This is a genomic window from Enterobacter cloacae complex sp. 309I3 (genome assembly GCF_050031595.1).
Lineage (GTDB): Bacteria > Pseudomonadota > Gammaproteobacteria > Enterobacterales > Enterobacteriaceae > Enterobacter > Enterobacter cloacae.
The window spans coordinates 121,377-134,601 of sequence record NZ_JBLGWI010000001.1; the positions used below are offsets into that span (position 1 = coordinate 121,377).

Here is a 13,225-nt window from a genome sequence, read left to right on the forward strand (position 1 = left end):
TATAATGCGCAGCCACATTCGTTTCAAGCCGGAGAATTCATCATGCGTCCAGCAGGTCGTAGCGCCAATCAGGTGCGTCCCGTCACCCTGACCCGTAACTATACAAAACACGCTGAAGGCTCCGTTCTGGTTGAGTTTGGTGACACCAAAGTGCTGTGCACGGCTTCCATTGAAGAAGGCGTTCCGCGTTTCCTGAAAGGTCAGGGCCAGGGCTGGATCACGGCTGAATACGGCATGCTGCCGCGTGCAACGCATACCCGTAATGCCCGTGAAGCGGCAAAAGGTAAGCAGGGCGGCCGTACCATGGAAATTCAGCGCCTCATCGCGCGTGCGCTGCGCGCCGCTGTTGATCTGAAAACGCTGGGCGAATTCACCATTACCCTGGACTGCGACGTCATTCAGGCTGACGGTGGCACGCGTACCGCATCGATTACCGGTGCCTGTGTGGCGCTGGCGGATGCCCTGAATAAACTGGTTGCGGCTGGTAAGTTGAAAACAAACCCAATGAAAGGGATGGTTGCCGCGGTGTCCGTCGGTATCGTTAACGGTGAAGCGCTTTGCGATCTGGAATACGTAGAAGACTCCGCCGCCGAAACTGACATGAACGTGGTGATGACCGAAGACGGACGTATCATTGAGGTGCAGGGCACCGCAGAAGGCGAACCGTTTACCCACGAAGAACTTCTCACCTTGCTGGCTCTGGCCCGAGGGGGAATTGAATCTATTGTAACGACGCAGAAAGCGGCGTTAGAAAATTGATTTTAAAGGCGACCAATGAGTCGCCTTTTTTTTGCCTGTAAGACAGAAAAGACAAAGGAGCGAATCCATGAAACCGTATCAGCGCCAGTTTATTGAGTTTGCGCTTAACAAGCAGGTCCTCAAGTTTGGCGAGTTTACGCTGAAATCCGGGCGCAAGAGTCCCTATTTCTTCAATGCCGGGCTGTTCAATACCGGGCGCGATCTGGCGCTGTTAGGCCGTTTCTATGCCGAAGCGCTGGTGGATTCAGGGATTGATTTCGACCTGCTGTTTGGCCCGGCCTATAAGGGCATTCCGATTGCGACCACCACCGCGGTTGCGCTGGCAGAACACCATGACCGCGACGTGCCGTACTGCTTTAACCGTAAAGAGGCCAAAACCCACGGTGAAGGCGGCAACCTGGTCGGCAGCCCACTGCAGGGGCGCGTGATGCTGGTGGACGACGTCATCACTGCGGGTACCGCCATTCGCGAATCCATGGAGATTATCCAGGCCAACGGCGCGACGCTGGCTGGCGTGTTGATTTCTCTGGACCGCCAGGAACGGGGTCGTGGTGAAATCTCGGCCATTCAGGAAGTTGAACGTGATTACAGCTGCAAAGTGACGTCAATCATCAACCTGAAAGACCTGATTGCGTATCTGGAAGAGAAGCCAGAGATGGCGGATCATCTGGCTGCGGTGCGGGCATATCGCGAAGAGTTCGGCGTGTAACGGAATCGCCCGGTGGCGCGTCGCTTGCCGGGCCTGCGCAATCCGTAGGCCGGATAAGGCGAAGCCGCCATCCGGCAACGACGTTACTGCAACTGCGCCGCCACTAACGGCCAACGGGCGTCGAAATCGTCCGTTGGGCTGTATTTGAACTCACTGCGTACAAAACGGGAGAGCATGCCTTCGCAAAACGCCAGGATCTGGCTTGCCAGCAGCGTTTCATCCGTGCTGTAACCTTCGCCTTCACGCATTTTCTTTTCACGCAGTACCTGGCGCAGCTGCGCTTCAATACGCTCGAACAGCTGGTTAATGCGGCCCTGCAGTCTGTCCTGCTCAAACATCAGCGCATGGCCAGTCAGAATACGGGTCAGGCCCGGGTTACGTTCTCCAAATCCCAGAATCAATTGCACAATCAGACGCAGACGCGCAGTGGTGTCTTTTTCGTCTTTCAGAATCAAGTTGATACGCGTGATCAGACTGTCTTCGATAAACTCGATCAGGCTGTCGAACATCCGGGTTTTGCTCGGGAAATGACGGTACAGCGCCGCTTCAGACACGCCTACAGAGGCGGCCAGTTTTGCGGTGGTGATGCGTTGACTGCCATCGCTGGATTCAAGCATCAGAGCCAGAGATTGAAGTATTTCTTCGCGACGGTTCCTTTTCGCGGTTTGTTTTTCTGCCATGTTGCAAAATACCCCTGAAAATAAGCACTTGTCAGGCTGGCATCCACACAGCGACCGCAAACTGGCGTTTGCGGTTTGTTATGACATTATGGCGCTGTGAGATGCGTGTCTGTCGGGCGGTTATTTGCGCCCGGAATGGCCGAAGCCGCCTTCGCCACGGTCGGTGGCATCAAAGTCTGCCACCAGGTTAAATTCTGCCTGCACCACAGGTACAAAGACCATCTGCGCAATACGCTCGCCCGGTTCAATGGTGAAGCTGTCCTGACCTCGGTTCCAGACGGAGACCATCAGCTGGCCCTGGTAGTCAGAGTCGATCAGGCCGACCAGGTTACCCAGCACGACACCATGCTTATGACCCAGGCCTGAACGTGGCAGGATCACCGCCGCCAGTGAAGGGTCAGCAATGTGAATCGCCAAGCCCGTTGGGATCAGGGTGGTCGCACCCGGAGCCAGTTCTACGGCGTCATCGAGACAGGCGCGCAGGTCAAGACCGGCAGAGCCGGAGGTGGCATAGGTTGGTAGCGGGAATTGCTCGCCAACACGCGGGTCCAGAATCTTAACGTCGATTTTTTTCATCATAACGGGTAACGATCTCGTCCAGTAATTGTTGGCCCAGGAGTTCCTTGCGCTCAAGCGGTAAGATTTTATCTCCATCCTGCCAGAAAAGGTGCAGTGCGTTGCTGTCGCTGTTAAATCCTTGCGTGGCCAGCGATACGTCATTCGCGCAAATCAAATCGAGGTTTTTGCGGGTACGTTTTTGCCGGGCATATTCTTCCACATTATTTGTTTCTGCGGCAAACCCAACAACGTAAGGACGATGGGTTTTCAGCGCGGCGACGCCAGCAACGATATCCGGGTTTTTCACCATTTTTAGTGTTAATTCATCGCCTTGCTTTTTGATTTTGGCATCGGAAATGGTCTCTGCGCGGTAGTCCGCGACGGCAGCACAACCGATAAAAATCTGCTGGTTTTGCGCATGGGCCTGTACCGCGGCCTCCATTTCCAGCGCGGTGGTGACATCAATACGCTGCACAAAAGGCGGCGTAGGTAAGGAGACCGGGCCACTGACCAGCGTGACGTTCGCGCCGCGTTTCGCCGCTGCGGCCGCAATCGCAAAGCCCATTTTACCGGAGCTGTGGTTGGTAATGTAACGTACCGGATCCAGCGGCTCGCGCGTTGGGCCGGCTGTAATCATGATGTTGAGATGTTGCAGGTCGTTGACAGGCGAAAAATGGGCCGCGGCCATATCGACAATAGTCAATGGATCAAGCATACGCCCTGGGCCGACATCGCCACAGGCCTGGCTCCCGCTGTCCGGCCCCCAGATCAGCAGGCCGCGCGAGGCCAGCGTCTGTAGATTATGCTGGGTCGCGGCATTGCGATACATCTGCTGATTCATGGCCGGCACGACGGCAACAGGAGCGGGCGTGGCCAGACAAATGGTCGAAACCAGATCGTTCGCCATCCCGGCGGCAACGCGGGCAATTAAATCGGCCGTGGCGGGGGCAAGGATAACCAGGTCTGCCCATTTCCCAAGCTCAATATGGCCCATCGCGGCTTCTGCGGCAGGGTCAAGCAGGCTGTCAGATACCGGGTATCCTGAAACGGCCTGCAGGCTCAGAGGAGTGATAAAGGCTTTTCCGCCTTCGGTTATCGCGACCCGTACGTCGGCCCCGCGCTCGCGCAGACGGCGCACCAGTTCCGGGGTTTTATAGGCTGCAATGCCGCCGCTAACGCCAAGAACGATTTTTTTACCGGCCAGGCTCATCATGATTCTTTCCTGTTGGGTTTCACCAGAGAGCGGGCATTTTATCACAATCCCAAAAACGGGGTGATCTTGTCCTTCGGTCACTTTGCGAGGCGTTACGCAAGAACGAGACGCGAGAGTCAGGTACCTGAGTAGCCTATGGCAAGATGAGCAAAAAACAGGGAGAAAAAGCATGGAAGACGAGGATGAACTGCTCTTACCGCGCGAAAAATTGCTGCGCTATGGCGTCACCTTGCTAAAGGATGAAGAACTGCTGGCGCTTTTTTTGCGCACCGGTACGCCCGGTAAAACGGTCTTTACGCTGGCAAAAGATCTGATAGGCCATTTTGGCTCACTCTACGGTTTGATGACGGCGGAACTGGCGGAGTTTGCGCATGTGGAGGGTATCGGTGTGGCGAAATATGCCCAGCTCAAGGGGATTGCCGAACTGGCCCGCCGTTTTCAGTGTGTTCGTATGCAGGAAGAGGACCCGATACTGACTCCTGCGATGACGCGCGAGTTTCTGCAAAGTCAGTTAACCGATATTGAACGCGAGATCTTTATGGTGATCTTTCTCGACAACCGGAACCGGGTGCTCAAGCATAGCCACCTTTTCTCGGGCACGCTAAGCCATGTAGAGGTTCATCCGCGTGAAATTGTGCGCGAAGCAATAAAATTGAATGCAGCCGGCGTGATACTCGCGCATAATCACCCTTCTGGCTGTGCAGAACCAAGCAGAGCTGACAAAGAGATCACCGACCGCATTGTCAAATGCTGTCAATTCATGGACATTCGTGTGCTGGACCATCTGATAATTGGCCGCGGAGAGTACCTTTCTTTTGCAGAACATGGCTGGATTTAGGCTATTTCTCGCGATCCATCGGGATCTTTGTCTGTTCGGGACTTGAGCACACCGCCGAGTCAGCGTATACTACGCCACCTTTGAGAATCTCGGGTTTGGCATTTGGGCCTGGCAATCGAGAGTTCAATAGAACTATGCGATGACCGGGCTGTAAAGCCTGACGAGGCGCCGATACCCCATACGAAGCTCGAGCTAATTTGATTTTTGGAGAATAGACATGTCCCGAGTCTGCCAAGTTACTGGCAAGCGTCCGGTGACCGGTAACAACCGTTCCCACGCACTGAACGCGACTAAACGCCGTTTCCTGCCGAACCTGCACTCTCACCGTTTCTGGGTTGAGAGCGAGAAGCGTTTTGTCACCCTGCGCGTATCTGCTAAAGGTATGCGTGTAATTGATAAGAAAGGCATCGATACAGTTCTGTCCGAACTGCGTGCCCGTGGCGAAAAGTACTAAGTACTTAAAGAGGAAATAAATCATGGCTAAAGGTATTCGCGAGAAAATCAAGCTGGTTTCTTCTGCTGGTACAGGTCACTTCTACACCACCACGAAGAACAAACGTACTAAGCCGGAAAAACTGGAACTGAAAAAATTCGATCCAGTTGTACGCCAGCACGTAATGTACAAAGAAGCTAAAATCAAATAATTTTAGCCTCCTTGTATTGAAAAACCCCGCAACTGCGGGGTTTTTTGCATTCTGCATCTTACTACGGAGGAATCATGCCTGAATTACCTGAGGTGGAGACCAGCCGCCGCGGTATTGAGCCGCATCTGGTCGGCGCGACTATTCTTCATGCTACCGTGCGTAACGGCCGCCTCCGTTGGCCGGTTTCTGATGAGATCCATGCGTTAAGCGATAAACCGATCCTCAGCGTCCAGCGCCGCGCGAAATATCTGCTTCTGGAGCTGCCCGATGGCTGGATCATCATTCATCTTGGCATGTCCGGCAGCCTGCGGATCCTCACTGAAGAGCTGCCTGCGGAAAAGCATGACCATGTCGATCTGGTGATGAGTAACGGCAAAGTGTTGCGTTATACCGATCCCCGCCGCTTTGGCGCATGGTTGTGGACCAAAGAACTGGAAGGACATAGCGTACTGGCACATCTGGGGCCAGAGCCGCTTTCAGAAGCGTTTAACGCGGAATACCTGAAAGCGAAGTGTGCGAAAAAGAAAACCCCGATTAAACCCTGGCTGATGGATAACAAACTGGTGGTCGGCGTGGGGAATATCTATGCCAGCGAATCGCTGTTTGCAGCCGGGATCCATCCCGATCGGCTAGCCTCTTCGCTGTCGGCGCAGGAGTGTGAGCTGCTGGTGCGGGTGATTAAAGCGGTACTGCTTCGCTCAATTGAGCAGGGGGGAACGACGCTGAAGGACTTCCTGCAAAGCGACGGTAAGCCTGGCTATTTTGCTCAGGAGCTGCAGGTGTATGGCCGCAAAGGCGAGCCGTGCAGGGTGTGTGGAACGCCGATCATCGCAACAAAGCATGCCCAGCGCGCCACATTCTATTGCCGTCAGTGCCAGAAATAACGCTACTTTAGCTTGTCCATCAACGCCTGGTGGACGTTAACCGGCAGGAAATGGGTAACGTCCCCGTGATGACGCGCCACCTCTTTCACCAGCGTGGAAGAGATGAACGACCACTCCTTGGATGGCATCAGAAATACGCTTTCCAGCTCCGGCATCAAATGACGGTTCATGTGCGCCAGCTGCATCTCATACTCGAAGTCTGCCACCGCGCGTAAGCCACGGATCAGAATCGTCGCCTGCTGAGCGCGGGCAAAGTTGGCCATCAGATCGCTGAAGCCCACCACCTCAACGTTCGGCAGGTGCGCAATGGCCTCGGTGGCAAGCGCAACGCGCTCGTTCAGGTCAAACATCGGTTTTTTACTGGGGCTGGCAGCAATCGCCAGAATCACCTTGTCGAACATGCACGCCGCACGGGTGATGATATCAAGATGACCATTGGTGATCGGATCAAAGGTACCTGGATAAATCGCTTTTGTGCTCATGGCTCACGTTTTCTCTGAGTAGCCGCGGCTGAGCGCCCACAGCTCGGTGTATTTGTTGAAAGTATACTGGGCATTTACCACGGCCAGTAACCAGCCCTGTTTACCGTCCAGCACGCCGCCACGCAGCAGCAGCGTTTTCAGAAATGCCCCCAGCGTATGGGTGAAGATACCTGTCAGCGTGGCCTTCTTGCCGCGCTGATGGCGCTCCTGTGCCCAGGCGGTGGCATAGTTGAGCTGTTTACGCTGGAAGCTGGCGAAATCCCGGCAGGTCAGGTGCAAAAGATCGCCCGTCAGAGGGACGACTGGCGCACTGTCGCAGGCCAGGGATTCATGGACCAGATTATCATTGTACTGATACCGCTCGCGCTCGTAGAGGCGCGTGACCCGGTCGGGGTACCAGCCGCTGTGACGCATAAAACGGCCAAGGAAATAGTTACGACGCGCAATGCTGTAGACCGTGCCCGGCGTTGGTGCGGCGAGCACCGCCTGAATGGCCTGACGCAGCTCCGGCGTGATGCGCTCGTCTGTGTCGAGCATCAGTACATAATCACCGGTGGCATATCCCTGCGCGCGCTGGCGCTGGATGCCATAACCTTGCCAGTCGGTGTTGGTATAGACTTTTGCACCCGCTGCGCGGGCAACGTCCGCTGTGTTGTCTTCACTGCCGGAGTCGAGCAGGATAATTTCGTCAGCCCAGGCAACGGAGGCCAGGCAATCCGGAAGCAGGTCGGCAGCGTTTTTGGCGATCAGAACGACCGACAGGCGCGTTGACATTAGTGGCTCCGCTGCGGCAGATAAGGTTGCAGAAGCTGCAGCAGACGGGTGAGGGCACCCTGGTTCTGATGCAGCACTTCGACGGCATGACGACCGTACCACAGGCGGTAATCTTCGTCGGTCAGCAGAGTCGAGACCTCTTTGACCACCGAATCCGCATCGGTCACGGTAATTAGCCCTTCCGCTTGCTGCAATTTCGCACAGATATCTTTGAAGTTGAAGGTATGTGGACCCATCAGTACGGGAATGGCATGGGCCGCTGGCTCCAGCGGGTTATGGCCACCACGCTCCACCAGGCTGCCGCCAACAAAGGCCAGATCAGCGATGCCATACAGCAGCATCAGCTCACCCATGGTATCGCCAATAACCACCTGCGTGCTGGTGGAGGGGATCTCACCGCTGCTGCGCAGGGTGAAGCTGAAGCCGCCTTTTTGCACCATTTCACGGGCGTCTTTAAAACGCTCGGGATGGCGAGGTACCAGAATCAGCAGCAAATCGGGGAATTTCTCCAGCAGCTTACGGTGTGCCTGCAGGATAATTGCCTCTTCGCCATCATGGGTGCTGGTCGCAATCCAGACCTGGCGACGCGGTGCCCACTGGCGGCGCAGCGTGATAGCACGGGCCGCAAGTTCAGGCGTGACGGAGATATCGAATTTCAGGCTGCCTGTCACCGCCAGCTGGTTGCGTTTCAGGCCAAGCGAGATAAAGCGCGCTGCGTCTTCTTCGTTTTGCGCAGCAATCAGTGTGATCTTGCTGAGCAGGCGGCGCATAAATTTCCCCAGCTTGCCGTAGCCTTTCGCCGACCGCTCAGACAGACGCGCGTTCGCGATCACCAGTGGAATCTTACGTGCATGCAGAGCGGAAATCATATTCGGCCACAGCTCGGTTTCCATCACGATCACCAGTTTAGGGCGAACGGTTTCCAGAAAACGGTTCATGGCGCAGGGAAGGTCGTAAGGCAGATAGACGTGATGCACGTCTTTACCGAAGGCGGACATCACGCGCTCAGAGCCGGTCGGCGTCATGGTCGTGACGGTGATCGGCAGCGACGGATAACGGTGACGCAGGGCGCGAACCAGCGGGATCGCTGCCAGCGTTTCGCCAACAGAAACGGAATGCAGCAAAATACCGTCCGGGGCAACTTTATTGCGACAGAAGCCATAGCGTTCAGCCCAGCGTTTTCGGTACGCAGGCGCTTTACGGCTACGAAGCAGCAGTCTCAGCCACACCAGTGGCTGAATGATATAGAGCAGGGCGGTATACAACAATTCCAAGCGATTATCCGTCTTTTTAGTTTCGGCGGGCAAATTCTAAGCATTTGGGCCAGGTAAAGCTATCTCTTATGCCACATAGCGCTTCAAACGGAAGTAACGACGGCCCAGTCGCCAGCGCAGTCGGGGACTTTTTGCATTTTTCCAGATGAGTTTCCAGATCCCTGTATCGAAAAACTCTTTGATAATAAATGCCTTTTTCTGCTCATCTTTCATGTTGTCGAAAGTATGAATGATGCCCAGCCCTTCTTTGGCAATTTGCCAGTGGCAAGCAGGGATCCCTTTCACTTTATCGGGGTAGCGCTGATTAATGGCATCGAGCATCTGCAGGATTTTCATGTAGTGACGCGCCGAGCGAATGAGCGTGTCGTCATTGTCCGGCATATGAGACACCGACGCAGAGTGAATGTAGTAGTCGTAGTAACGTTCACTGGTGTACTGCACCCGCTCCGCCGCCAGCAGTACTTCTGTGGTCCACGGAATATCCTGATGGCGCAACCCCGGTTCAAAGTGAAAACCGTGCTCGCGAATAAAGTCATGACGATAGATGTTCAGCCAGGTCACGTGCAGGAACTTACGGGAGTCGAGCGCCATTTTGAGCCATGCAGGGCCGGACATGACGCCCGTTGATGCCAGTTTGTCTTCAGGGAAAATAGGGCGTGAAGGCTTCTTATTATTTTCCCAGACGTAGTTGCCGTTACAGGTAGCGACATCAAGACGTTGCGTAACAGCCATATCAAGCAGGTGCTGATACATGCCGGGTTTAAAGACATCATCAATATCAGGGAAAGAGAGATATTGGCCCGTCGCGACGGCCAGACCGGTATTACGCGCGATGGATACGCCCTGATTTTGCTGCTCAATAACCTGCATCTGCGGCAGCTTTTCGCGCCAGTTTTCGACGATCTGCATCGAACGGTCCGTGGAGCCGTCATTGACGATGATGACTTCCATGCTGTCGATGCGTTGATCCACAAGGCAGGTAAAGAACTGATCCAGGAACGCTTCACCGTTATAAACGGCTACCACCACGCTTAATAATGGCGCTGAATTTTGCATAAGAAACCTGATTATTTTTGATTGTCGACCAAAGCAATATATTGCTGGCAAATGGCCTTGATACCGAACGATGCAATGGTTGCGCGATCAACGACCGGTGGAGAGGTATAAATATCCGCCAGCGTTTTTGCCAGAGACTCGTCATTCATCTCTGCCAGACCGCGGGATAAGTCTCCCTTGAGGATTTCGGCGGGGCCACCTGGACAATGTGTACTGACGGGTGGCGTCTGGCAGATAATGGATTCAACCAGCACATTACCAAAACCTTCGCAGTCAGAACTTAACACTAAAAGGCGTGCCCCTTTAATCCAGGGATAAGGATTAGGTTCGAACGGACGGAAAACCGTTTTGTCTTCAATGCCCAGTTCGCGGGCAAGCTGCTTAAGCTTTTGAATTTTAGCCTCAGAGCCATTGCCCATCATAACCAGCGTGGTATTGAGCTGACTCAGCGCGAACGCCCGTAGCAGGCGATCGTGGCGCTTGTGCTCATGGAAGCGGCCGACGTGAATGATGTAATCCTTTCCCTGCATCTCAAAGGGGGCGTCCGCCAGACGCTGGATTTCAGGAATATCAAAAGGATTATGGATTACCGCCGTGCGTCGGAGATTCAGGGCCAGCGTTTCTGAAAGATCTTTCAACACGGCGCCTGAGACGGCGACCACGTTGCGGTTTTCGTAGGTATGGCGAATCTTAGTGTGTTTAAACCAGCGTGAAAGCCCACGGCGATGGCGAAGGTAGGAGAATGAGAACATGCCATGCACGCAGAACCACACTTTATCGCGCTCCAGGGCGCGGCAGTGTGCCACGATGCGGTCAGTTTTGTGCAGATGCGAGAACACCACATCAAATTTGCCGCTGCGCTCCGCCCGCTCGATAGCCTGATCCAGCAGCCTGGCGCGGCGCGGGATCTCCGTTAGCTTCCGCCACGGTTTTTTGCAGGTATCCTGAACGACCTGATAATCGATGCCTTCCGGAATGGCGTAGTCGCACACTTTCCGCAGCGAGAAGAGAGAGACCTGATGCCCCATCTCTGTTAATCCGCTGGAGAGTGTAAGAACCGTTTTTTCAGCTCCTCCACCGGGTAAACCATCAATAATCATTAGGATGCGCATTTTTAATCCAGTAATTTTTGATAAAGCGAAATAAGCTGACTTGACAGTTTTTCGGGGGTGGCGTCTTTTACACGTTCACGTGCCGCTCGTCCCATATCGTTATTTTTTTCCAGCGAAGGGGTGGCCGCTACCGCCTCCTTCAGTGTGCTGATATCAAGTGCGTCACAGTAAAATCCGTTCTGGCCTTGCTGAATAAATTCTGCCCCACCGCAACTCTCTGATGTAATGACCGGCAAACCGCAGGCCATCGCTTCAAGAATGACGTTAGGGAAAGGATCATACAGCGTTGGTAGCAGTAAACCATCAGATAGCTGATAAAATGGCAGCGTCTCTTTTTGCATCCCCAGAAAACGGATTTGCCCCTCGCAGCCTAATGAACGGGCGAGGTCGCGATAGCGACGTTCTGCTTTATCCTGCCCAACCACAATCAGCCACGCCGCAGTACCCGCAACGGCGCGTATAGCGCTGGCCAATCCTTTTCGTTCAAATCCTGACCCTACGAAGCAGAAAATGACGGCATCGGTCGGCAAACCAAACTGCTGACGCAATGCGATACGTTGTGCCTCTTCTGCCGGAACGAAACGGGTGGAGTCAATTGAATTATAAATCACATGTATTTTTTTTGCGTCAATATCAAAGTCTTCGACGATTTCGCGCTTGATCATCTCCGCATTACAGATAACCGCCTTTAACTCCGGCGCCTGGTACATTTCACGTTCGGCATTCATCACATAGCGGTGATAGCGATCATGCATCAGCAGTTTTGCACGCCAGGCAGGCAGAATGCGTGCACGCTGCAGGAGCCAGCGTCGGTGTACGCCGTCGCCTGCACGATAAATGTCACAGCCCGGAATGCGCTCGTGGCTTTGCACAATATCAAACTGCTGCTGCTGCCAGAGCGCACGTGCGGCATGCGCAAACCCGCGCTCGCGGCTGATGCGGCCCCATTTGCGCGGATCGCAAATATGAATATGCCAGTCGTCCTGCTTCTCACCCTGCCACTCGCGCGTGATGACGTTGAGCTCGAGATTTTGGTTGCTCAGCGCGGTAAGGGCGCGAGACACGAAGCGTTCTGCCCCGCCATCCGGGCGATACTTTTGGCGAACAATCGCCAGGCGATGGTGTTTCATGACAGATATCTCCTTGCGGCGGAGACGACAGCATCAACGGGAATGGCGTCGAGATAGCGTTCTTTTGTTTTGGTATCAATGGCGTCTGGATCGGGCAGTGGGCCGTAATCACCTGCCCAGATGACTTCCCCATTAACCTGCCAGGGTGACCAGAAGGTAAGTTTTGATGGGCCAAACAATGCCACACAGGGGGTCTGAAGCGCAGCGGCCATATGCATCGGAACGGAGTCAACGCCAATAAACAGAGACGCATGATCGATAAGCGAAGCCAGTTGACGCAACGTGAGTTGACCTGCCAGCGAGACGACCCCCGTATCTGGCGAGGCGGCGAGAATGCGATCGATCATCGCCAGCTCTTTTTTATCCGGCCCGGCGGTGAGGACGACAGTGTGGCCATCCTGCTGCAGCGCCGTGATGGTTTGCGCCATTTTGCCTTCGTCCCAGCATTTAAAGAACCAGCGCGACGTAGGCTGAATCACGATGTAGTTGTCTCCCACACCGTTTTGCATCAACTTTTGGTGGGCCTCGTGCCAGTCTTCAGCATGGTAGGCCATGGTCACGGCAGGTTGAGCGGTGACCGGTAATGGCGACAAAATAGAGAGGTTCTGTTCGACAGTGTGCAACGCGTTGTGCCCGGCCACAGAGACCAAATCGCTATGGCAAAACCGCCAGAATGCGTTGTTGCGCTTATTAAAAGCGAACCCGAGTCGTACCGGTGCGCCGGTGAAACGGGTAACGATAGCGCTGCGCCACTGATCGGCAAGATTAATCACCAGGTGATAATGCTGTTTCCTTAACGCACAGAGCAACTGCCACTCTTTTTGCAGATGTTTCAGCGTGCCCAGCTGCTTCCATTTACGGTCGATCCCGTAAACAGTACCGATCGCCGGGTGTGCGGCGAGCATATCGCGGGTTTCTTCATACAACAGCACATCAATCTGTGCCTGCGGCCATTTTTGACGTAACGAATCAATGACGGGAGTGGTCAGTAACATGTCGCCATGATGGCGGAGTTTGATAAGTAAAATGCGCAAATCAGGCGTGTCAGGTAAGTTATTCATCATCATCTTATTGGCGTTGTACTGTTGGCAATTCTAATAGACCTGATAGCG

General features: G+C 54.3%; 16 protein-coding genes. 6 read left to right on the plus strand and 10 right to left on the minus strand.

Annotated elements, in window-relative coordinates:
• The first annotated feature begins 42 nt into the window (after positions 1–42).
• Positions 43–759, plus strand: a complete 717-nt coding sequence (rph, locus tag ACQG22_RS00585; protein ID WP_013094888.1) for a ribonuclease PH — start codon at positions 43–45, stop codon at positions 757–759.
• 67 nt (positions 760–826) lie between these two features.
• Positions 827–1,468, plus strand: coding sequence for an orotate phosphoribosyltransferase (gene pyrE / locus ACQG22_RS00590; RefSeq protein ID WP_013094889.1), 642 nt, complete (start codon positions 827–829; stop codon positions 1,466–1,468).
• Between the two features lie 83 nt (positions 1,469–1,551).
• Here the strand turns inward: pyrE and slmA are convergent, their stop codons facing one another.
• The 3 genes from slmA to coaBC all read right to left on the minus strand — a co-directional run bounded on the left by slmA (position 1,552) and on the right by coaBC (position 3,916).
• On the minus strand, positions 1,552–2,148 hold the full coding sequence (gene slmA, locus ACQG22_RS00595; protein WP_013094890.1) for a nucleoid occlusion factor SlmA: 597 nt from the start codon (positions 2,146–2,148) through the stop codon (positions 1,552–1,554).
• 120 nt (positions 2,149–2,268) lie between these two features.
• Positions 2,269–2,727, minus strand: coding sequence for a dUTP diphosphatase (dut, locus tag ACQG22_RS00600; protein ID WP_015570042.1), 459 nt, complete (start codon positions 2,725–2,727; stop codon positions 2,269–2,271).
• Complete coding sequence (coaBC, locus tag ACQG22_RS00605) at positions 2,705–3,916, minus strand: bifunctional phosphopantothenoylcysteine decarboxylase/phosphopantothenate--cysteine ligase CoaBC (protein WP_029881894.1); 1,212 nt, start codon at positions 3,914–3,916, stop codon at positions 2,705–2,707. The genes dut and coaBC overlap by 23 nt, the downstream gene beginning before the upstream one ends.
• A gap of 172 nt (positions 3,917–4,088) precedes the next feature.
• On the opposite strand from coaBC, the gene radC reads away from it, so the two are divergent.
• From radC to mutM, 4 genes are all read left to right on the plus strand, one after another.
• The gene (gene radC / locus ACQG22_RS00610) at positions 4,089–4,757 is read left to right on the plus strand and encodes a RadC family protein (RefSeq protein WP_013094892.1); all 669 of its coding nucleotides are present in this window, start codon (positions 4,089–4,091) and stop codon (positions 4,755–4,757) included.
• A 217-nt stretch (positions 4,758–4,974) separates the two neighbouring features.
• The gene (gene rpmB, locus ACQG22_RS00615; RefSeq protein WP_002436699.1) at positions 4,975–5,211 is read left to right on the plus strand and encodes a 50S ribosomal protein L28; all 237 of its coding nucleotides are present in this window, start codon (positions 4,975–4,977) and stop codon (positions 5,209–5,211) included.
• Positions 5,212–5,233: 22 nt separating this feature from the next.
• On the plus strand, positions 5,234–5,401 hold the full coding sequence (gene rpmG / locus ACQG22_RS00620) for a 50S ribosomal protein L33 (protein WP_013094893.1): 168 nt from the start codon (positions 5,234–5,236) through the stop codon (positions 5,399–5,401).
• Between the two features lie 74 nt (positions 5,402–5,475).
• Entirely contained in the window at positions 5,476–6,285 is an 810-nt protein-coding gene (gene mutM / locus ACQG22_RS00625; RefSeq protein ID WP_013094894.1) for a bifunctional DNA-formamidopyrimidine glycosylase/DNA-(apurinic or apyrimidinic site) lyase, read from the plus strand.
• 2 nt (positions 6,286–6,287) lie between these two features.
• Here mutM and coaD read toward each other — a convergent pair whose 3' ends face one another.
• From coaD to rfaQ, 7 genes are all read right to left on the minus strand, one after another.
• Positions 6,288–6,767 (minus strand): pantetheine-phosphate adenylyltransferase, encoded by a 480-nt coding sequence (gene coaD / locus ACQG22_RS00630; protein WP_013094895.1) that lies wholly within the window; start codon positions 6,765–6,767, stop codon positions 6,288–6,290.
• Between the two features lie 3 nt (positions 6,768–6,770).
• Positions 6,771–7,541, minus strand: a complete 771-nt coding sequence (locus ACQG22_RS00635) for a glycosyltransferase family 2 protein (RefSeq protein ID WP_014830152.1) — start codon at positions 7,539–7,541, stop codon at positions 6,771–6,773.
• Entirely contained in the window at positions 7,541–8,815 is a 1,275-nt protein-coding gene (waaA, locus tag ACQG22_RS00640) for a lipid IV(A) 3-deoxy-D-manno-octulosonic acid transferase (RefSeq protein WP_013094897.1), read from the minus strand. The genes ACQG22_RS00635 and waaA overlap by 1 nt, the downstream gene beginning before the upstream one ends.
• 66 nt (positions 8,816–8,881) lie before the next feature.
• Entirely contained in the window at positions 8,882–9,871 is a 990-nt protein-coding gene (locus ACQG22_RS00645; protein ID WP_095907197.1) for a glycosyltransferase, read from the minus strand.
• 11 nt (positions 9,872–9,882) lie between these two features.
• On the minus strand, positions 9,883–10,983 hold the full coding sequence (locus ACQG22_RS00650; RefSeq protein ID WP_029881896.1) for a glycosyltransferase: 1,101 nt from the start codon (positions 10,981–10,983) through the stop codon (positions 9,883–9,885).
• Positions 10,984–10,985: 2 nt separating this feature from the next.
• Complete coding sequence (locus tag ACQG22_RS00655; protein ID WP_013094900.1) at positions 10,986–12,113, minus strand: glycosyltransferase family 4 protein; 1,128 nt, start codon at positions 12,111–12,113, stop codon at positions 10,986–10,988.
• Positions 12,110–13,180, minus strand: coding sequence for a putative lipopolysaccharide heptosyltransferase III (gene rfaQ / locus ACQG22_RS00660; RefSeq protein WP_072207952.1), 1,071 nt, complete (start codon positions 13,178–13,180; stop codon positions 12,110–12,112). Before rfaQ ends, ACQG22_RS00655 begins: the two co-directional genes overlap by 4 nt.
• Between the last annotated feature and the right edge of the window lie 45 nt (positions 13,181–13,225).